The sequence below is a fragment of the Marinomonas foliarum genome, from assembly GCF_003337275.1.
GTDB classification, from domain to species: Bacteria; Pseudomonadota; Gammaproteobacteria; order Pseudomonadales; family Marinomonadaceae; genus Marinomonas; species Marinomonas foliarum.
In genome coordinates this window covers 99,157-120,014 of record NZ_QPJQ01000004.1, presented here as the reverse complement: position 1 = coordinate 120,014, position 20,858 = coordinate 99,157, and the positions used below count along the sequence as shown (strand labels likewise).

Sequence of the window (20,858 nt, the reverse complement as noted above, 5' to 3'; positions counted from 1 at the left end):
GTTGGGCTTATTGTTCTCTAGTGGCGGACAGTGTTAAGGAAACGGAATCGGCAAAACGCAAAGCGTGGGGTTTTGCTACTTCAACTTTTGCAAAGGTGACATGGCTTGATTCCATGCACAGTGCTAATAGGTCTGCTGTGAGTTTTTCAAGCAAAAGAAAGCGATTGTTCTCTGTATGGGCTATCATTTCTTTACAAATGGTTCGGTAATTCACTGCGTTTTCAACGTTATCTGTGTCGTAGGCTTGAGAAGCTGGGTATTGAATCCAAGCGTTAATCACGACATCTTGCTTGTTTTGCTTTTCAGATTCATTGAAGCCTATGTAGGTTCGTAAGCGTAAGTTCTTAATATGAATTTGAGCTTCTGGCTTTATCATAGCTTTTCTTCCATCTCATGGCCTACTAAATAGTTAGGCGGTATTGTGTCGTTTTCGACCTTGTATGGCAACTCGCTTAAAGTACGCTGAGAAGTAATTTTTAGATTGATTTGTCTGAGTTTTTACAGAAGCTACTATTTAAGTTGTTATAGTGGTCTTTGATTTAGTAATAAAACAACAAAAAAAGGATTTTTTCAGGCTGCAAGTCAGTAAATAAGGATAAAGTGGTGCTTTTTAATAAAAGTTGATGCTTAAAGACGACGTCCTGAGCTGGTCAATGGCGGGAATGATCATTATAATACGTCGGTTTTTTGGTGAAGTGAGTTTGCGTTTTACAATTACCTGAAAGTAATTGTTCGCTTGTGCATGGTTTCCCGGAGGGGGGTACAAGCAATTCGCATTGCGCTTTTTGTGTTCAATTTATTGTTGGGCAGAACATATGTATAAAATTACAAAAGGCCTAGATCTACCGATCTCTGGTGCTCCCAATCAAGTGATTGAGGCGGTTACTGCTGCTAAAACGGTCGCTGTGATCGGTCCTGACTACCATGGCATGAAGCCTACCATGCTAGTCAAGGAAGGGGATAAGGTTAAGAAAGGTCAGGTTATCTTTACAGATAAGAAAACAGAAGGCGTAAAGTATACGGCTCCTGCTTCTGGAACGATAACTGCTATTAATCGTGGTGAAAGACGTGTTTTACAATCTGTCGTAATTAGTGTCGAAGGTGATGAGTCTGAAACCTTCGCATCGTATTCCGGATCAGAATTGAAATCTCTCGAACGCAGTAAAGTTGTTGAAAATCTGGTTGAGTCTGGGTTATGGACAGCATTCCGTACGCGTCCATTCTCAAAAGTACCTGAAATTGCTTCAATCCCTCATTCTATCTTCGTTACGGCAATGGATACTAATCCATTAGCGGCCTCTCCTGAGGTTGTGTTGGCGGATCTAGCAGAAGAGTTTGCAGACGGTCTTACTGTCTTGGCTCGTTTGACTGAAGGTAAGGTGTTTGTTTGTAAGGCGCCAGGCGCAAAGATTCCAACAACGTCTGATGTGACTGTTGAGGAATTTGCTGGTGTACATCCAGCGGGTCTTGCTGGCACACACATTCATTTCCTTGATCCTGTCAGTGATAAGAAAACAGTTTGGTCTATTAATTACCAAGATGTTGTTGCTATCGGCAAGCTTTTTGTATCAGGTGAACTGAGCGTTGAGCGTGTTGTTTCTATCGCTGGGCCTCAAGTTAAAAAACCTCGTTTAGTGCGCACTCAAGTTGGTGCAAGCTTAGATGGCTTATTGGCTGGCGAAGTTGCAGATGGCGAAAACCGAGTGATTTCTGGTTCTGTTTTTTCTGGTCGTAATGCTGCGGGTCCATTTGCTTTCTTGGGGCGCTACCACAACCAAGTGTCTGTATTGCTTGAAGGTCGTGAGCGTCAAATGATGCATTATCTTCGTGCCGGTGTGGAAAAGCACTCTATTATGAATGTGTTTTTGTCCAAGCTTACCGGTAAAAAATCATTCGATATGTCAACAACTACTAATGGTAGTGATCGTACTATGTTGCCGCTTGGTAATTTTGAGCGTGTTATGCCGCTTGATATTTTGGCGACACAGTTGTTACGTGCGTTGGTCGTGAATGATACGGAGCAAGCTCAAAAGCTTGGTGCGCTTGAGTTGGATGATGAAGATTTGGCTTTGTGTACTTACAGTTGCTCAGGTAAGTTCGAATATGGTCCGATCCTTCGTGATTGCCTAACTCTAATAGAGAAAGAGGGTTAATTCATGGGGCTTAGAAAAGTACTCGATAAAATAGAGCCTGAGTTTCATTCAGGTGGTAAATATGAAAAATGGTATGCACTGTTTGAAGCAGTAGATACAATTTTTTATCGTCCAAGTTCTGTTACTAAAAATGGCTCCCATGTTCGTGATGCGGTTGATATGAAGCGTATTATGATCTTGGTGTGGATGTGTACATTCCCTGCTATGTTTTTTGGCATGTACAATATTGGTTGGCAAGCAAATACGGCGATGGACGCAATGGGCGTTACAGCAGCCGATTCTTGGCGCCATTCCATTATTGGTAGCCTTACTAGTTACGATGCTTCAAGTATTTGGGACAATATGATCTATGGCGCAATGTACTTTTTGCCTGTTTATCTTGTCACATTTGTTGTTGGTGGTTTTTGGGAGGTTTTGTTTGCTTCCGTGCGTAAGCATGAAGTGAATGAGGGTTTCTTTGTTACCTCTATCCTGTTTGCACTTTCTTTGCCAGCGACTGTGCCTTTATGGCAAGTAGCCTTGGGTATCAGTTTTGGTGTTGTGCTTGCGAAAGAAGTGTTTGGTGGTACAGGTAAAAACTTCCTTAACCCGGCATTAGCTGGTCGTGCTTTCTTATTCTTTGCTTACCCAGCATCTATGTCTGGTGATGCGGTTTGGACTGCAATTGATGGCTTCTCTGGTGCAACGGCACTTAGTCAGCTTGCTGCTGGTGGCGTATCTGGTTTGACGGTTGCTTGGTCTGATGCTTTCTTTGGCTTTATTCAAGGTTCAATGGGCGAAACTTCTACTCTTGCTATCTTAATTGGTGGTGGTGCGTTGTTAGTGATGAGAATTGCTGCGTGGCGTATTGTTGCTGGTGTTATGCTGGGTATGATTTTAACCTCTGCTTTGTTTAATGTTATTGGTTCTGACACTAACCCTATGTTCTCAACTCCATGGTACTGGCATCTAGTTTTGGGTGGTTTTGCTTTCGGTATGATGTACATGGCGACAGACCCAGTGTCAGCATCTATGACGAATCGTGGTAAGTGGTTCTATGGTGCCTTGATTGGTCTAATGGTTGTTCTTATTCGTGTTGTGAACCCTGCATACCCAGAAGGTATGATGTTGGCGATTCTTTTTGCGAATTTGTTTGCACCATTTATTGATCACTTTGTTGTTCAGGCAAACATTAAACGGAGGATTGCACGCAATGGCTAGCAGTAACGATAGTATTAAAAAGACCATTATAGTTGCTTTATCTTTGTGTTTGGTTTGTTCTATTTTTGTTGCAGCTGCAGCGGTAGGTCTTAAACCTATCCAGAACACCAACAAAGATTTAGACCGAAAACGTAATATCTTGTCTGCTGCTAGCATGTTAGAAGCTGGCAAGTCTGTAGATGAAATTTTCGAATCGGTTGAGACTCGCATCGTTAATTTGCAAACGAATAAATTTGCAACACAGGAAGAGCTTCAGTCTGCAGGGATCAATGTGGCAACATTTGATCAGCAAGCTGCCGCTAAAGATCCTAGTTTATCGGTTTCACTGAAAGGTAATGATCCGGCAGGTATTAAGCGCCGTTCAAACTTTTCTGCAGTGTATCTTGTGAAAACTGGCGATAAGATTGATCGAATCATTCTTCCGGTACATGGTTATGGCTTATGGTCAACTATGTATGGCTTTATGGCTTTAAAGAATGACTTCAATACAGTGATAGGTTTTGGTTTTTATGACCAAGCTGAAACACCTGGATTGGGTGGTGAGGTTGATAATCCTAACTGGAAAGCCTTGTGGAAAGGCAAGAAAGTCTATGATGACCAAGGTGAAGCGGTTATTCAGCTTGCCAAAGGTGGCGTAGATAGCTCTGATCCTAAAGCCATGTACAAAGTAGATGGTCTATCTGGTGCGACATTGACAAGTCGTGGGGTTACTCATCTTGTTCAGTACTGGTTGGGTGATGAAGGTTTTGGACCTTTCTTGTCTCAGCTGCGTAGCGAAGGAGTTCAATAATGTCTGATGTGAAAAAAGTCCTCTTTGGGCCGATTCTTGCCAATAACCCGATTGCGTTGCAAATATTAGGTATTTGTTCCGCATTGGCGGTGACAAGTAGCTTGAGTGTTAGTTTGGTTATGGCGATTGCTTTGACCTTGGTAACGGCATTTTCTGGCTTCTTTATCGCGATTATTCGTAATCACATACCTAACAGTATTCGTATCATTGTACAGATGATCATTATTGCCTCTTTGGTTATTGTGGTTGATCAGGTGCTAAAAGCATTTGCTTATGAGATTAGTAAGCAGCTTTCTGTTTTTGTTGGCTTGATTATTACAAACTGTATCGTTATGGGACGCGCAGAAGCGTTTGCGATGAAGAATGGTCCTGTAATGAGCTTTGTTGACGGTATTGGTAATGGTTTAGGTTATAGCGCTATGTTGATCATAGTTGCTTTCTTCCGTGAGTTGTTAGGTGCTGGCAAGCTTTTTGGTGTCGAAATTCTCGCTACTGTACAGAACGGTGGCTGGTACCAGCCTAATGGTTTGATGTTGCTACCTCCAAGTGCATTCTTTGTAATCGGCTTGGTTATTTGGGCTTTACGTTCTTACAAAAAAGAACAAGTGGAAGAGCCTGAATTTAAAATTGCAGCGAATTCTCGTTCTCAGGAGGCGCTATAAATGGAACATTTAATTAGTCTGTTTGTTAAGGCTGTTTTTGTTGAAAACATGGCTTTGGCCTTCTTCCTTGGTATGTGTACTTTCTTGGCATTGTCGAAGAAAGTAGAAACAGCGATAGGTCTAGGTATTGCGGTTGTAGTTGTATTGGCAATTACGGTTCCGCTAAACAATTTGCTGTACCAAAATCTATTAGCTGATGGTGCATTGGATTGGGCTGGCTTACCAGGTGTCGATCTTAGTTTCCTAGGTTTGTTGAGCTATATTGGTGTTATCGCCGCTGTCGTTCAGATCTTGGAAATGACATTGGATAAATACATGCCTGCGTTATATAACGCGCTGGGTGTATTCTTGCCTCTTATTACTGTGAACTGTGCCATCATGGGTGCCTCTTTGTTTATGGTTGAACGTGACTATAACTTTAGTGAAAGTCTTGTTTACGGTGTAGGTGCTGGTGTTGGTTGGGCGTTGGCGATTGCTGCGCTAGCTGGTATTCGGGAGAAACTTAAATATTCAGATGTTCCTGCAGGTCTTCGTGGTCTTGGTATCACGTTTATTACTGTCGGTTTGATGAGTTTAGGTTTTATGTCATTTTCTGGTGTTCAGCTTTAATTGGCTGCACATTTAGACAACCAAGAATAAGGTTTAACTAACATGGTCAACTTAGAAATTATTCTAGGTGTGGTGATGTTCACAGCTATCGTGCTTGCGTTAGTGGCAATTATCCTTGCTGCTCGTGCGCGCTTGGTAAGTTCTGGGGACGTAACAATCCGCATCAATGGCGAAAAGGAAGTGACAGCACCTGCTGGTGGTAAGTTGCTTCAGACTTTAGCGAACAGTGGTATTTTTCTATCATCAGCGTGTGGCGGTGGTGGTACTTGTGCTCAATGTAAGTGTAAGGTGACTACTGGTGGTGGCTCTATGCTGTCTACTGAGCAGTCTCATTTTACCCGTCGCGATGAAAAAGAAGGTTACCGCTTGTCTTGTCAGGTTTCTGTGAAACAGGATATGGACGTAGAGGTACCTGAAGAGGTGTTTGGTGTTAAAGCTTGGGAATGTACCGTTGAGTCAAATCCTAACTTAGCAACCTTTATCAAAGAATTGACGTTGAAATTGCCTGAAGGTGAGAACGTTGATTTCCGTGCTGGTGGTTATGTTCAGCTTGAAGCGCCTGCTCATACAGTCGAATACAAAGATTTTGATATCGAAGAAGAGTATCGTGGTGACTGGGATAAATTTAATCTTTGGAAATTTGTTTCTAAGGTTGATGAAACCGTTATTCGTGCTTATTCAATGGCGAACTACCCTGAAGAAAAGGGCATTGTGAAGTTTAATATTCGTATTGCTTCTCCACCTCCAGGTAAGGATGACTTACCACCGGGGCAAATGTCTTCTTATGTGTTCAGTCTTAAGCCTGGCGATAAGATTAAGGTATACGGCCCATTCGGTGAGTTCTTCGCGAAAGATACGGAAGCTGAAATGGTGTTTGTTGGTGGTGGTGCAGGTATGGCGCCAATGCGTTCTCATATCTTCGATCAGCTTAAACGTCTGAACTCTAAGCGTAAGATTTCTTTCTGGTACGGTGCTCGTAGTGTACGTGAGGCTTTCTACTCTGAGGAGTATGATAAGCTTCAAGAAGAAAACGATAACTTCGAATGGCATTTGGCGCTTTCTGATCCTCAGCCAGAGGATAATTGGGAAGGTAAAACAGGTTTCATTCATAACGTTCTTTATGATAGTTACTTGAAAGATCACCCTGCTCCAGAAGATTGTGAGTACTACATGTGTGGGCCTCCAATGATGAACGCATCTGTTATCAAGATGCTAGAAGATCTAGGTGTAGAAAAAGAAAACATCTTGCTTGATGATTTCGGTGGCTAACACTTGAATAAAGACCCACCAATTGGTGGGTCTTTATTTTATAAGTAACTAAAAAAAGATTTATATGCGTAAAAAAATAGTATTTTTTGCTCTTCTACTTGTTGCCGCTACGGCTGTGTACCGCTTCTCTGTATTCAGTCCTGAGTTAGTGAGTTTTTCTGGTCCCACCATGGGGACAACTTATACAGTTAAGTTTTTTACAACTAAAGATGTGTCAAATGCCACTGACTTAAAACAGGATGTTGATTCTGCTTTAGTAAAAGTCAATAAGTTGATGTCCACCTATGACTCTAACTCAGAACTTTCGCTTTTTAATGGGTCGCCAGCAGGCCAATCTACTATTATTAGTGAAGAGATGGCTTACGTAATTGATAAGGCTTTATTGATTAGTGAAATGAGTAGTGGTGAGTATGATGTTACAATAGGTCCACTAGTAAATTTATGGGGGTTTGGACCTGGTAAGCGAGAAGATGTGGTTCCAAGTCAAGCTGCAATTGACGAGGCGAAGTCTCGAGTAGGATATCAATTTCTAACGTTGGATGGTCTTAGATTAACTAAACAAAAAGACATTTACGTTGATCTGTCTTCCATCGCAAAAGGTTACGGCGTTGACGCTGTTGCTATGGTGTTACGAGATTATGGTGTTGAAAGTTATTTGGTTGAGGTAGGTGGTGAAATTTTATCGAAAGGGATGAAATCTGACGGCTCTCCTTGGCGCATTGCAATTGAAAGCCCTTCTGGTGGTCATGACATTGCCGAAAGAATTATTGCAGTGACGGATATTGCAGTTGCAACCTCAGGTGATTATAGAAATTATTTTGAGAAAAATGGTGTGAGGTATTCTCATACTATTAACCCTGTTACGGGAAGACCGATAACTCATAAGCTGGTTTCTGTGACAGTAATTGATAAGACGGCCACAATGGCGGATGGTCTCGCAACGGCCATTACGGCGCTTGGTCCTGACAAGGGTCTTGATTTCGCACAGCAGAATGGAATTGCGGCGTACTTGTTGGTGAAGACTGATTTCGGTTTTGAAGAGTATTCTTCTAAAGCCTTTGAGCCTTATTTGAATTAAAAGCAATTAATTTTTCTGGAGAGATCATATGTTAACTATTGTTCTTGCATTTGTTCTGATGCTTTTGTTGGTAACAGCCATGTCTGTCGGTGTATTGATGGGTAGAAAGCCTATTTCTGGCTCTTGTGGTGGTATGAGTGCGTTGGGGATGGAAGTTGCCTGCGATATTTGTGGTGGCGATAAAGGTAAATGTGAAAAAGAAACGAAAAAAGGTATGGCGGCAACGGTTTCTGATGACACGTTTTATGACGCATCTAAATAATTGAACAGTGAAGAGGGTATTATGACGACGAGACATTATGATGTGGTGGTTTTAGGCACAGGTCCTGCCGGAGAAGGTGCCGCGATGAGTGCGGCGAAGGCTGGCAAAAGAGTGGCTGTGATTGAAGCGAGTTCGCAAGTTGGCGGAAGCTGTACGCATTTAGGAACTATTCCATCAAAAGCGTTGCGTCACGCTGTTAAGGAAATTATTGCATTCAATACTAATCCAATGTTTCGTGATATTGGTGAGCCTCGTTGGTTTTCGTTTCCAAAAGTGTTGGATCGCGCAAATAGAGTTATTGATCAGCAGGTTATGGGTCGTACAGAGTATTATGCGCGTAACCGAATTGATATTTACTTTGGTAAAGGTAAATTCAAGGATGCCAATACAATAGAAGTAAATACTTATGAAAAGGGACCGGAGCTGCTAGTCGCGAAGAAAGTTGTTATTGCAACAGGTTCGCGTCCGTATCGTCCAGCTAATATCGATTTTTCACATCCTCGTATTTATTGCTCTGATACCATTCTAAGCTTGAGTCATACTCCGCGTTCATTAATTATTTATGGTGCGGGTGTCATTGGTTGTGAGTATGCATCAATTTTTTGTGGTCTGGGTGTGCGCGTTGAGCTAATCAATCCAGCCAAAAAACTATTGAGCTTTCTTGATGATGAAATTACCGATGCGTTGAGTTATCACTTGCGCGATGGTGGTGTTCTAATTCGTCACAACGAAACGTATGATTCTGTTGAAACCACGGAGCGTGGCGTTGTCATGCATATGGCATCTGGCAAAAAATTACGTGCAGATGCTTTGTTGTTCTGTAACGGGCGTTCTGGTAATACTGATAATTTGGGTCTAGAGTCCATTAACTTAGATGTTAATACTCGTGGCCAACTTGCCGTTAATGATACTTACCAGACTCAAGTTGAAAACGTTTATGCGGCTGGTGACGTAATTGGTTGGCCAAGTTTGGCGAGTGCGGCTTACGATCAAGGTCGTGCTGCTGCTGCAAACATGTTTGGCGCTGCTGGCGGGGAATTTATCAGTGAAGTGCCAACAGGGATTTATACCATTCCTGAAATTAGCTCTGTTGGTAAAACCGAAGCGGAGCTGACTGCTGAAAAAGTGCCTTATGAGGTTGGCCGTGCTTTCTTTAAGAATACTGCTCGTGCACAAATAACAGGTGAAGCGGTAGGTATGCTAAAAATCCTTTTCCATCGTGAGTCTCTGGAGTTGTTAGGAATACACTGTTTTGGTGACCAAGCTTCAGAGATCGTGCATATCGGTCAGGCTATTATGAAGCAACCGGGCGAGCAAAATACGCTTAAGTATTTTTTGAATACGACGTTTAACTACCCGACTATGGCAGAAGCCTATCGAGTGGCGGCACTTAACGGCTTTAACCGAGTGTTCTAAGTGTTGTGAGTTTAATAAAAAATACCCACTTTAAAGTGGGTATTTTTTTGTCAGTCTTTTGGTATTTTGTGTAAGGGGCTTAGCTGTCTTTAACGGCGTAAATGCCTTTTAGATTTCTGAAAAAGCCTTTGTAGTCCATGCCATAGCCGAATAAAAAGCGGTCAACAACATCTTCTCCAATATAATCTGGAGTCATGTCTGTTTTTCTATCGTGCAGTTTGTTGATTACTGTTGCTGTATAAACGCTATGAGTCTCTTGGGTTTCTAGCCACTTAGCGATAGCTTGTAGTGTGTGTCCTTGGTCAAAAATATCATCAACAACAAGAACATGTCTGTCTTTTAGTTTTGTCTGTGGATAGCTCAACCAATTGAGTGAAGTGCCTTCAGTTTCCATTCCGTAGCGAGTTGCGTGGATGTAATCAACTTCAAGAGGGAAATTAAGACGTTCGATTAGTGCTGCAGTCGGAATTAATCCCCCATTCATAACACACAGCACAAGAGGGAGCTTATCTGATAGATCTGTTGTTATCTGGGTGGCCATTTTATCTAGAGCTTTGTTGAGCGTAGCTTCGTCGACTAAGCAATCTGCTTCTTCTAAAATTTTGTTTAGTTCGTTGATTGTGTTCGTCATGGTGAGCCCTATTGTGAAAAATTGGCGGGATTTTACATTAATCCTGACCAGATGATAAGTTTTTATCTTGGCTAGTGTTTTTTATGCTGTGCAGGGTAGCGCATAGGCAAATGGATGCTAAAACAATAAGCCATGAGGTTTGTAGCCATATCAGAAAAATCGGAATTGCGGCAAATGCACCATAAACAACCTGATAGCTGGTGAAGAAATGTGCGAACGAGCTAAAGATTGTATTGAGGGTATAAAGTCCAATACTACCTAATAATGCTGAAATAGATGCCCATTTTACTGAAACGTCAGCGTTAGGTGTTAAAAAGTTAAGAGTCAGAAGCATTAAAAAGTAAAGTACAATAGTGGCTAGTTCGAGCAAATTATTTACCCAGGAGCTTGTCTGGTTATCCTGTATTTCCATTGAGATGAGCGTTCCGTAAAGGCTTAGTGAGGCAGCAAACAATATAGGTCCTAATGTAAGGATGGCCCAATACGTCAAAAGGCGTTCTCTTATTTTACGGGGTTTCTCTATTCTCCATATAGATTGCACGCTGTTTTCAAAGCTATTGAGTAATAATAGTGCGGTTAAAACGAGGGCGATAAGACCTGCAATGGGGAGATTTTTAGTTTGAGCTGAAAATTCTATTAAGTAGGGGAGCATGATATCGCTTGTGCCTGGCGCCATATGTTGTTCAATAAGGCCAAATAGCTGAGATTGCATATCTTTTAGTGTAGGCGTGAAGCTTAGTATCCCGACAATGATAGTGATGATCGGGACGGCAGCTAACAAGCTGGAGAGTGTTAGTTGGGCTGCTTTTTGAGAAAGGTTGCTGTTTTGAAAGCGGCTTTTTGTAAGGTGCCCATAACGTTTTATAAGAAGGTATATTTGATTAAATAGCTGTGGCATCTTTGGCGTGACTCGATTTGGATTAGTTAATGTATTAACGATATCACAGGTCAAAAAAAATTATAAAATTTCTTGTTTGTGCACATTGCACAAATACAGTGCAATGTGTTTTGTTTTGGCGCATTGAACTTGTTTTTGCAAAGGCGGCGCTGTATTATCTGCTTTGTTCCTTTTGTGATATTTGTACTTTGGAGTAGTAGATCTAAGCTATTCTAGGTTCCTTGGTTGCAAATAATCATTTTAGCCCAGTTTTACTGGGCTTTTTTATGTCTATTGGTTGACGATTGCTATTCCATCCCTATAATAGCCCACCACATGAAATGTAATGACCTAGGTTCCGTTAGCTCAGTTGGATAGAGCAACCGCCTTCTAAGCGGTAGGTCACTGGTTCGAATCCAGTACGGAGCACCATTTCAGTCCATTACTTTAATTGAATTTTTTATTTAGGTTTTGCTGGCTGTAATTGAATAGATGCCTTGTTATTAACAAGGAAGCCAACAAATTAAAAGCAAGTTCCCGAGAGGAAGTTTTATGCAAGTTTCTGTAGAGACAACGTCTCCAATCGAGCGCGTTTTAACAATTAGTATTCCTGCTGCTCGTGTTGACGAGAAAGTAAATTCTGAAGTGGCTAAAACAGCGAAGACAATTCGTATCGATGGATTCCGTAAGGGTAAAGTACCTGTTAGCGTTGTTAAAAAACGTTACGGTCAAGGTATTCGTATCGACGCAGTAGAACAAATTATGCGTGATGCTTATGTTGAAGCTATTCAAAAAGAATCTATTCAGCCTGCAGGCATGCCTTCTATTGAACCAAAGAACTTCACTGAAGGTGCAGATCTTGAGTTTGTTGTAAAAGTTGAAGTTTACCCAGAAGTTGCATTGGCAGATAACTCTGCGATCAAAGTTGAACGTGTTGTATCTGAAGTAACAGATGCGGACGTTGATACTATGCTAGAAACTTTGCGTAAACAAAATGCTGATTGGTCTGCTGTTGAGCGTGAATCTGCTGATGGCGATCAAGTGACAATCGATTTTGTCGGTTACCTTGGTGATGAAGCCTTTGAAGGCGGTGCTGCAGAAGGTCACAAGCTTGTATTGGGTTCTAATACAATGATCCCAGGTTTTGAATCTGGTATTCTTGGTGCTAAAGCAGGCGAAGAGCGCACAATTACTGTGACTTTCCCTGAAGATTACCAAGCAGAAAACCTGAAAGGCCAAGAAGCAACATTTAAGATCACTGTATCTGAAGTTGCAGAGCAAATTGTTCCAGAGTTGAATGATGCTTTTGTTGAGAAATTTGGTTTAGAAACGGCAACTGTTGATGCTTTGCGCGCTGAAGTTCGTAAGAATATGGATCGTGAGCTTAATCAAGCTGTTAAATCTAAATTGAAAAATGCGTTGTTTGAAGGCTTGTCTTCTATTAATGAAGTTGAAGTACCTTCTGCGCTTATTGATCAAGAAGTTGATGCACTTCGTAAGCAAGCAGCTCAGCAGTTTGGTGGCCAAGAATTTGACGCCTCTCAGTTACCTGCTGAGTTGTTCCAAGAAGAAGCGAAAAAACGCGCTAAACTTGGTTTGTTGATTTCTGAAGTGATCAAAAAAGATGACTTGAAAGTGGATGATGATCGTGTTCGTTCATTCTTAGAAGATATGGCGCAAGCTTATCAAGAGCCACAGCAAGTAATCGATTTTTACTTAAAGAACAAAGAGCAATTAGCTCAAGTCCAATCTGCTGTACTTGAAGAGCAAGTTGTTGATAAACTGTTAGAATCTGCTCAAGTTACTGAAGTGACTTTGGGTTATGAAGACGCTATCAAGCCAAATGCCCAAGCCGAAGAGGCTGGGGAAGAAGCATAAGACGAGTCTTATCTTTTTTAATAAGGTCGACATAGCAAATGCTATGTCGACTTTTTTGTTTTAAGGAATGCGATATGAATTTGACGAATCCAACTACTGGTCCTGTTGCAATCACAAGTAATGGTCTTGTTCCAATGGTTATTGAACAGACTGCTCGTGGAGAAAGGTCGTTCGATATTTACTCGCGCTTGCTCAAGGAGCGAGTAATTTTTTTAGTTGGTCAGGTTGAAGACCACATGGCTAACTTGGTAGTGGCTCAGCTATTGTTTTTAGAGTCTGAAAACCCAGACAAAGACATTCACTTGTATATTAATTCTCCTGGTGGCTCTGTTACAGCAGGGATGTCTATTTATGATACGATGCAGTTTATAAAGCCAGATGTTAGCACTATGTGTATTGGTCAGGCGGCTAGCATGGGTGCTTTGTTATTGACTGCAGGTGCAGAAGGTAAACGTTATTGCTTGCCTAATTCACGAGTGATGATTCACCAGCCATTAGGTGGCTATCAGGGGCAGGCTTCTGATATTGAAATACATACACGTGAAATTTTAAGTATTAAACATAAGCTAAATGAAATTATTTCTTTTCATACAGGCAAGCCGATTGAGCAAGTTGCTATTGATACGGATCGTGATAACTTCATGAACCCTGAGACAGCAAAAGAATACGGCTTGATTGATGAAATATTGCAGAAACGAAAAGTTTAAGAAAAGGGTGGAATAAATGTCGGATGATAATTTTAGCCGTGGCGACCACTCCGATCGGTTATTGTATTGCTCTTTTTGCGGAAAGAGCCAAGATGAAGTTAAGAAGCTGATTGCTGGTCCTTCTGTTTATATTTGCAATGAGTGTGTAGATCTATGTAATAACATTATTACGCAAGAGCTATCTCAAGCAGGTGAAGACGGCGAGTCAGCAGATGAATTGCCAACACCAGCTAAACTTAGTGCTGCTTTAGATGATTATGTTATTGGTCAGGATAAAGCCAAGCGTGTTCTGGCTGTGGCTGTATACAACCATTACAAGCGCTTACGTCACCAAGGTAAAACGGATACAAGTATTGAGCTTGGTAAGAGTAATATCTTATTAATTGGTCCGACTGGTAGTGGTAAAACGTTGCTGGCTCAAACGCTTGCACGAGTTTTGGATGTTCCTTTTACGATTGCTGATGCAACGACGTTAACAGAAGCCGGGTATGTTGGTGAAGATGTCGAGAACATCATTCAGAAGCTGCTGCAGAACTGTGACTACGATGTTGAAAAAGCACAACGTGGTATTGTTTATATTGACGAAATCGACAAGATTTCTAGGAAGTCTGATAACCCATCTATTACACGTGATGTATCAGGTGAAGGTGTTCAGCAAGCTTTGCTAAAATTGATTGAAGGTACGGTTGCCTCTGTTCCGCCTCAAGGTGGGCGCAAGCATCCGCAACAAGAGTTTTTGCAGGTAGATACGTCTAATATCTTGTTTATTTGTGGTGGTGCGTTCGCTGGTTTGGAGCGTGTTATCAGTGATAGAACAGAAAAAAGTAGTATTGGTTTTTCTGCTACGGTGAAGAGTAAAGAAGAGGGTCGCACTTTTTCTGAAGCGGTACATCGAGTAGAGACAGAAGATTTGGTTAAATTTGGTTTGATTCCTGAGTTTGTAGGTCGTTTGCCGGTTGTTGCAACACTTTCAGAGTTGGATGAAGAAGCACTGATGATCATCCTAAGTCAGCCGAAAAATGCCTTGGTTAAACAGTACCAGCATTTATTTGAGTTAGAAGGGGTTGAGCTAGAGTTCACACCTGAGTCTTTGCGTGAAGCGGCTAAATTAGCATTAGAGCGTAAAACGGGTGCACGTGGCTTGCGTAGTATTTTAGAATCCTCTTTATTGGATTGTATGTATGAGCTTCCAACTCGTAATGATGTTGAAAAAGTTGTAATGGACGGCGCGTCTATTCGCGGTGAGTCAGCACCTTTAATGGTATTAGAAAAAGAAGACGTTGCTAAAAAAGCGTAATCTTTTAAATACCTGATTAATCTAAAGCCGAATTTAAGTGTAATTACTTAAATTCGGCTTTTTTTATGATGTTTCGCTTTAAAACACTGTGTAGACTAAATTCAAATGGTTACGATGCTTGTAATTTCGGGCATCGCCCTTATCTCTTTCCTAATCGTTGTTTAAATTTGAAAAGTGCGCTTTGTTAATATGCGCCCCGGATTGGAAGAAAATATGACAGATTCTTTACTACTGCCAATGTTGCCACTTCGCGATGTGGTTGTGTATCCCCATATGGTCCTGCCGTTATTTGTTGGACGTGCTAAATCCATAGCGGCATTAGAGTCTGCTATGGAAAATGATAAGCATGTTTTTCTTGTTGCTCAGCAAGATGCATCGAAAGATGACCCAGTGTTAGGGGATCTGTACTCAATTGGTACCACTGCAAAAGTGATGCAGTTGCTACGCCTACCAGATGGAACGGTTAAGGTTCTTGTTGAAGGTGGAAAGCGTGCTCGCCTTGAGTCTATGGAAGAGGCCGAAGGGTTTGTGCTTGGTCGTATTACCGAGTTAGATATTCAAGAAGAAGATGACGCTGAGCATAACGTGATTCGTAATGCGCTTATTAAGCAGCTGGATGAATATGTGGCTGGTAGCAAACGTATTCCGGCTGAAGTGGTGTCTTCTTTAAAGTCTATTGATGACCTATCAAAATTGATTGATAACATCACGGGCCATATGAGCCTGAAGCTTGAAGATAAGCAAAAAGTATTGGAAATAGATTCATTAACTGGTCGTGGTGAATATTTAATAGGTTTGATGGATGGCGAGTTAGATATTGCTCACCTTGAAAAAAGCATCCGTAGCCGTGTTAAAAAACAGATGGAAAAAAGCCAGCGCGAGTACTATTTGAATGAGCAGATGAAAGCCATTCAAAAAGAACTGGGTGATATGGAAGACAGTGGAAATGAGTTAGACGCACTTCAAGAGAAAATTAATGAAGTGGGTATGTCTGATGAGGCAAAAGACAAAGCGGAAGCTGAATTGAAAAAGCTACGCATGATGTCACCAATGTCAGCAGAAGCAACGGTTGTCCGTGGTTATATTGATTGGTTAACATCACTGCCTTGGAAAAAACGCAGTAAAGTACGTAATGACTTAGCTTATGCTGAGAAGATCCTTAACCAAGACCATTATGGCCTGCAAGATGTTAAAGAGCGCATTTTAGAGTTCTTGGCAGTTCAGCAGCGAGTAAAGAAAGTAAAAGGGCCTGTGCTTTGTTTGGTTGGGCCTCCGGGTGTTGGTAAAACCTCGTTGGGTCAGTCTATTGCCAAAGCTGTGAATCGCCAATACGTTCGTATGGCGCTTGGTGGGGTGCGTGATGAGGCTGAAATACGTGGTCATCGCCGTACCTACATTGGTTCTATGCCGGGTAAATTGCTGCAAAAATTGGCGAAAGTGAAAGTTAAGAATCCACTCTTTTTATTGGATGAGATCGATAAGATGGGTATGGATCAACGTGGTGATCCTGCGTCTGCACTGTTAGAGGTGCTTGATCCAGAGCAAAATCATACTTTTAATGATCATTACCTTGAAGTAGATTTCGATCTTTCAGATGTGATGTTTATCTGTACGTCTAATAGTATGAATATTCCTGGTCCATTACTTGATCGTATGGAAGTAATTCGTATTCCTGGTTATACCGAAGACGAAAAACTTAACATCGCGAAGCGTTATTTATTGCCTAAGCAAATTAAGCAAGCTGGACTAAAAGAGAAGGAAATTCAGGTGACGGATGAGGCGCTTATGGACGTCATTCGTTACTATACAAAAGAGGCTGGTGTGCGTGGTTTGGAGCGCGAGTTAAGTAAGATTTGCCGTCGTGTAGTTAAAAAACAAGCTCTAACCAAAGCAAAAGACGCAAAAGCAGTGGAAGTAACTAGTGCTAATTTAGAGGATTTTTCTGGAATTCATAAATTTAGTTACGGTAAAGCAGAAGAAAAAAATCAAATTGGCCAAGTTACAGGCTTGGCTTGGACCTCCGTTGGTGGTGAATTATTGACCATTGAGGCGGCTGGAGTGCCAGGAAAAGGTCGTCATGTTAAGACAGGTTCGCTTGGCGATGTGATGCAAGAATCTATTCAAGCAGCATTAACAGTTGTCAGAAGTCGAGCTGTTGGTCTGGGAATTGATGAAGATTTTCATGAAAAAACCGACCTTCATTTACATGTTCCGGAAGGGGCGACTCCGAAAGATGGGCCTAGTGCGGGCGTGGCGATGTGTACAGCTATTGTGTCAGTGCTAACTAAGATCCCCGTTAAGGCCTCTGTGGCGATGACTGGCGAGATTACCCTGCGTGGGGAGGTGCTACCTATTGGTGGGCTTAAAGAGAAGCTTCTAGCGGCTCACAGGGGTGGGATAAAAACAGTTCTTATTCCGCAAGAAAATGCTCGTGATTTGAAGGAAATTCCTGATAATATCAAAGCAGACATTGAAGTCATCCCTGTCAAATGGATTGATGAGGTACTGGATATTGCTTTAGAGTACATTCCTTCACCAAAAAAGGTAGAAACCTTACCTTCTAGTGAAAAAACTGTTGATGAACAAGAAACTGTAAGTCATCATTAAGGTCATATCCTGTGTTGACAGGGAGTAGGTCGGGCTTGTATAACTTCTCGCTCGGCCTTGTTGGTAGGTATTTATACTGAGCCGAAAAAAAATTAAGGAACCACGAAAATACTGAAGGGGTACAACGTGAACAAATCTGAATTGATTGATGCTATTGCAGCTTCTGCTGATTTATCTAAAGCTTCTGCTAGCAATGCTCTTGACGCAACACTAAAAGCAATTGAAGCGGCTTTAGCAAAAGGTGACCAGGTTACACTAGTTGGTTTTGGTACTTTTGCAGTAAAAGAACGTGCGGCACGTACAGGCCGTAATCCTCAAACTGGTGAGGAAATCCAAATTAAAGCGGCGAAGGTTCCTGGCTTTAAGGCAGGTAAAGGTCTTAAAGACGCTGTAAACTAATGTTTTTGGAGCAGTAGTTCAGTTGGTTAGAATACCTGCCTGTCACGCAGGGGGTCGCGGGTTCGAGTCCCGTCTGTTCCGCCATTAGACACAAAAGGTGTATTCCAAGCGGAATGCACCTTTTTTATTGGACATTTAATTCATTCATTTGGAGGCAGTAATGCTCCAGGATATCAGAGATAAGTCACAAGGAATTGTGGTAAAGATCATTGTTGGTTTTATCGTTGTGACTTTTGCTCTATTTGGCGTAGATGCCTTGGTTCAAAGTTTTAGCTCATCCGACAAGGTAGCAGAGGTTGATGGTGTTGATATTAGCCGCACTCAAATGCTACAAGGTGCAGAAACGCAGCGTAGACAATTAATTTCGATGATGGGTGGGCAAATTAATCCAGCATTATTGGAAGACAATTTACTGCAGCGTCGGGCATTAGACGAGCTTGTCCAGCGTGTAGTATTAGCTAATCAAGCAAAAGAATTGGGCTTGGGTGTTTCTGATGCTCAGGTGAATGCGTATTTACTACAAGCTGAACAGTTTCAAACCAATGGGCAATTTGATGAAAATAAATACCTTAATTTCATTCGCTCTCTTGGATTTACGCCTTTAGCTTTTAAAGAGCGTATTAAGCAAGATGTTCTTATTCAGCAGCCACGTAATGCCATTGCAGGCTCTGAATTTGTTTTGCCTTATCAAGTGGATGGTGTTTCAAAGCTTCAGTCACAAACTAGATCGTATGATTATGTTTCTTTTTCATTAGCTGATGAGTCAGAAGTAACAAGCGTGACTGATGAAGAGCTGAAAGCCTATTATGATGAGCATAAAGACAGTTTTAAAACACCTGAGCAGGTTAAGCTAAACTACGTTGTTGTTTCCAGCTCAGACTTTTACAACAAAGTGAATGTCACCGATGCTGAATTGCAGGACGCTTACCAAGCTTCTATTTCAAGTTTGCCTCAAGAAGAAAGATCAGCGTCGCATATTCTAATTGAGACATCAGATAGATCGGATGAAGAAGCGCAAGCACTTATCGATGAAGTTCAAGATAAGTTAAAATCAGGCGCAAGCTTTGCTGATTTGGCGGCAGAATACTCTGATGATATCGGTTCGAAAAATGATGGTGGTAACCTAGGCTATGTTGAGCAAGGTACCATAGACGAAGCGTTCGATAATGTGTTGTTTTCGATGAAAAAAGGTGACATTGAACAGGCTAAAACTCAGTTCGGTTATCACCTAATTAAGTTGGATGATGTGACAGCGCCAGATGTGCCAAGTTTTGCCTCCAAAAAAGCAGAACTAGAAGAAACTCTGCGTAAAGACAAAGCTAGAGATGCTTTACTAACTGCGCATGAAGATATTACTGATTTGGCTTATGCAAGCGACAAGCTTGATGCTATCGCCAAAGAGTACGATGTAGATATCCTTCAGAGCGCGTACTTTGGCAGAGAAGGTGGTTCTGATGAAATCACTAGTAACCCTTCTGTTATTGCTGCTGCGTTCGATGTTGCGGTTTTGGAAGATGGCCAAAATAGTAATTTGATTGAACTGAGTGATGATCAAGTTGCTGTTGTCCATTTGAATGATTTCCAGCCAGAGTCTTTCCAGTCTTACGATGAAACGAAAGAGCAGGTAGCTTCTATTGTCGTGCAGAATAAGGCGGTAGAGTCGCTACAGGCGAAAGCAGAGAAGACTAAAGAGTCTAACTCAGTGTCATGGACATCTGTAGAGGCCGCTAAGCGTGGGCAAGACGAAATTACGTCTTTGGCTTTTTCTCTACCGCACCCAGAAGCAAATACTCCAGTTGTTGGTATCGAAAGTTTGTCTAACGGTGATTTGGTGCTGATTCGCTTAAATGATGTTGCAGTTGGTGATTTGACACTTTCTGATGATCAGAAATTGGCTTATGAGCGCTACTTGAATCAAACTCAAGCGAGTTTGAGTACTCAAGCCCAACAAGATCTTTTAAAGAATAATGCGAAGATCGAACGTTAACTGATCGACATATAACGTATAGAAAAAAGTAAAAAGCCACTTCAATTTGAAGTGGCTTTTTTATTGGATAACTATTGTTAGGTATTAGTAATTAGGTGCTATTTATTGGCGCAAGACTGCAGCCAATCATTGGATGGGATAAAGAATGCTTGCCCTGTTGTCGCTTGGGTGTATTTCATTAGATTATCTGTGTTGCCATTTTCATCACCTTTCACCATGCTTTCTAACATCATATTAAAAATAACAGGAGTTTTGCTGTAGCTGGCAAACATTAGACCTTTTTCGGTTAAAGACGCAAAGGGCATGCTGTGACGTAATATCTCCAACGACTCGCCATTCTCATCTTTTAATGAAGTGCGTTTAGTATGTGCATGTACCGATTTTTCTGATGATGGATATTCTTGGTTTGTATGTTTAGTTCTGCCGTATACGTCTTCTTGAGTTTTAAGGTCTTCTTTTTCCCATTTTTCTAAGTCATGAACAAAGCACATCAGGTTGAAATACGAACCCTGTTTAAAGCTAGAGTCTTCATCACCTACCAAAGCTACCGACTTACGCTGTTCGCCTGCAGGGTTTTCAGTGCCGTCAACAAAGCCAGTTAGATCTCGGTTATCAAGATATTTAAAGCAGCTGACTTCATCTACTAATGTGACGCTTTTTCCAAGAGCAGTAAACAGAACCTGACCTAGCTGGTAAGTCACATCGTGGCGAGAAGATCGAATGTGAAGAACTAAGTCAACGTCCGTTGATACCAACTCAATATCTTTACCTGTGATATGAGGGAAAGGTGCAAGAAATTTTGGTCGTGCAGAGTCTAGTTCATCCCATATTAAGCTGCTAAGGCCTACAGCAGCATGAAGTTCAGCGTCTGGGAATTGTGCTTGTAGTTCTCCAATAAGGGCTGGAGTGGCAGCTAGGGCGCTTGTAAGCGTATCGATTTCTGATCTATTGACATTAAGTGTGATGAAAAGGGCGTCACTTGACGCTTCGGCGATTATGCCAGATTGAAAAGGTGTCATCATGATGGTCCTTTTTA

At 41.6% G+C, this 20,858-nt stretch carries 19 protein-coding genes and 2 tRNA genes; 17 read left to right on the top strand and 4 right to left on the bottom strand.

Annotated features, from left to right (window positions below; all coding sequences use genetic code 11):
• Positions 1-7: 7 nt before the first annotated feature.
• Positions 8-376 carry a dihydroneopterin triphosphate 2'-epimerase gene (gene folX, locus DFP77_RS03400; protein WP_181858488.1) on the bottom strand — a complete coding sequence of 123 codons (369 nt, stop codon included), beginning with the start codon at positions 374-376 and terminating at the stop codon, positions 8-10.
• A 439-nt stretch (positions 377-815) separates the two neighbouring features.
• Here folX and DFP77_RS03395 point away from each other — a divergent pair, with 439 nt between their 5' ends.
• From DFP77_RS03395 to sthA, 9 genes are all read left to right on the top strand, one after another.
• Entirely contained in the window at positions 816-2,153 is a 1,338-nt protein-coding gene (locus DFP77_RS03395) for a Na(+)-translocating NADH-quinone reductase subunit A (RefSeq protein ID WP_114410891.1), read from the top strand.
• 3 nt (positions 2,154-2,156) lie between these two features.
• Positions 2,157-3,353: an NADH:ubiquinone reductase (Na(+)-transporting) subunit B gene (locus tag DFP77_RS03390; RefSeq protein ID WP_114410890.1), complete on the top strand. Its 1,197-nt coding sequence runs from the start codon at positions 2,157-2,159 to the stop codon at positions 3,351-3,353.
• The gene (locus DFP77_RS03385; RefSeq protein WP_114410889.1) at positions 3,346-4,143 is read left to right on the top strand and encodes a Na(+)-translocating NADH-quinone reductase subunit C; all 798 of its coding nucleotides are present in this window, start codon (positions 3,346-3,348) and stop codon (positions 4,141-4,143) included. The genes DFP77_RS03390 and DFP77_RS03385 overlap by 8 nt, the downstream gene beginning before the upstream one ends.
• Positions 4,143-4,805, top strand: a complete 663-nt coding sequence (locus tag DFP77_RS03380) for an NADH:ubiquinone reductase (Na(+)-transporting) subunit D (protein WP_114410888.1) — start codon at positions 4,143-4,145, stop codon at positions 4,803-4,805. Before DFP77_RS03385 ends, DFP77_RS03380 begins: the two co-directional genes overlap by 1 nt.
• Positions 4,806-5,414, top strand: a complete 609-nt coding sequence (gene nqrE / locus DFP77_RS03375; RefSeq protein ID WP_114410887.1) for an NADH:ubiquinone reductase (Na(+)-transporting) subunit E — start codon at positions 4,806-4,808, stop codon at positions 5,412-5,414.
• A gap of 42 nt (positions 5,415-5,456) precedes the next feature.
• The gene (gene nqrF, locus DFP77_RS03370) at positions 5,457-6,683 is read left to right on the top strand and encodes an NADH:ubiquinone reductase (Na(+)-transporting) subunit F (protein WP_114410886.1); all 1,227 of its coding nucleotides are present in this window, start codon (positions 5,457-5,459) and stop codon (positions 6,681-6,683) included.
• Positions 6,684-6,747: 64 nt separating this feature from the next.
• Positions 6,748-7,761, top strand: a complete 1,014-nt coding sequence (locus tag DFP77_RS03365) for an FAD:protein FMN transferase (protein WP_114410885.1) — start codon at positions 6,748-6,750, stop codon at positions 7,759-7,761.
• 28 nt (positions 7,762-7,789) lie between these two features.
• Positions 7,790-8,023 (top strand): (Na+)-NQR maturation NqrM, encoded by a 234-nt coding sequence (gene nqrM / locus DFP77_RS03360; RefSeq protein ID WP_114410884.1) that lies wholly within the window; start codon positions 7,790-7,792, stop codon positions 8,021-8,023.
• 21 nt (positions 8,024-8,044) lie between these two features.
• Positions 8,045-9,439 (top strand): Si-specific NAD(P)(+) transhydrogenase, encoded by a 1,395-nt coding sequence (gene sthA / locus DFP77_RS03355; protein ID WP_114410883.1) that lies wholly within the window; start codon positions 8,045-8,047, stop codon positions 9,437-9,439.
• 79 nt (positions 9,440-9,518) lie between these two features.
• Here sthA and DFP77_RS03350 read toward each other — a convergent pair whose 3' ends face one another.
• Both DFP77_RS03350 and DFP77_RS03345 read right to left on the bottom strand, forming a co-directional pair.
• On the bottom strand, positions 9,519-10,070 hold the full coding sequence (locus DFP77_RS03350) for a hypoxanthine-guanine phosphoribosyltransferase (RefSeq protein ID WP_114410882.1): 552 nt from the start codon (positions 10,068-10,070) through the stop codon (positions 9,519-9,521).
• 37 nt (positions 10,071-10,107) lie between these two features.
• On the bottom strand, positions 10,108-10,968 hold the full coding sequence (locus tag DFP77_RS03345) for a YihY family inner membrane protein (protein ID WP_114410881.1): 861 nt from the start codon (positions 10,966-10,968) through the stop codon (positions 10,108-10,110).
• Between the two features lie 334 nt (positions 10,969-11,302).
• Here DFP77_RS03345 and DFP77_RS03340 point away from each other — a divergent pair.
• The 8 genes from DFP77_RS03340 to DFP77_RS03305 all read left to right on the top strand — a co-directional run bounded on the left by DFP77_RS03340 (position 11,303) and on the right by DFP77_RS03305 (position 19,822).
• Positions 11,303-11,379 (top strand) — tRNA-Arg (locus tag DFP77_RS03340).
• A 120-nt stretch (positions 11,380-11,499) separates the two neighbouring features.
• A complete protein-coding gene (gene tig / locus DFP77_RS03335) occupies positions 11,500-12,825 on the top strand; it encodes a trigger factor (protein ID WP_114410880.1) in 1,326 nt (441 codons plus the stop codon).
• A gap of 74 nt (positions 12,826-12,899) precedes the next feature.
• The gene (gene clpP, locus DFP77_RS03330) at positions 12,900-13,532 is read left to right on the top strand and encodes an ATP-dependent Clp endopeptidase proteolytic subunit ClpP (protein ID WP_114410879.1); all 633 of its coding nucleotides are present in this window, start codon (positions 12,900-12,902) and stop codon (positions 13,530-13,532) included.
• Between the two features lie 16 nt (positions 13,533-13,548).
• Positions 13,549-14,829 carry an ATP-dependent protease ATP-binding subunit ClpX gene (gene clpX, locus DFP77_RS03325; RefSeq protein WP_114410878.1) on the top strand — a complete coding sequence of 427 codons (1,281 nt, stop codon included), beginning with the start codon at positions 13,549-13,551 and terminating at the stop codon, positions 14,827-14,829.
• Between the two features lie 213 nt (positions 14,830-15,042).
• Entirely contained in the window at positions 15,043-17,436 is a 2,394-nt protein-coding gene (lon, locus tag DFP77_RS03320; RefSeq protein ID WP_114410877.1) for an endopeptidase La, read from the top strand.
• 126 nt (positions 17,437-17,562) lie between these two features.
• Positions 17,563-17,835, top strand: a complete 273-nt coding sequence (gene hbs, locus DFP77_RS03315; RefSeq protein ID WP_012069435.1) for a non-specific DNA-binding protein Hbs — start codon at positions 17,563-17,565, stop codon at positions 17,833-17,835.
• Positions 17,836-17,842: 7 nt separating this feature from the next.
• Positions 17,843-17,919 (top strand) — tRNA-Asp (locus DFP77_RS03310).
• Between the two features lie 76 nt (positions 17,920-17,995).
• Complete coding sequence (locus tag DFP77_RS03305; RefSeq protein WP_114410876.1) at positions 17,996-19,822, top strand: SurA N-terminal domain-containing protein; 1,827 nt, start codon at positions 17,996-17,998, stop codon at positions 19,820-19,822.
• Positions 19,823-19,920: 98 nt separating this feature from the next.
• Here DFP77_RS03305 and DFP77_RS03300 read toward each other — a convergent pair whose 3' ends face one another.
• Positions 19,921-20,844: a Dyp-type peroxidase gene (locus DFP77_RS03300; protein WP_114410875.1), complete on the bottom strand. Its 924-nt coding sequence runs from the start codon at positions 20,842-20,844 to the stop codon at positions 19,921-19,923.
• Positions 20,845-20,858 lie beyond the last annotated feature (14 nt).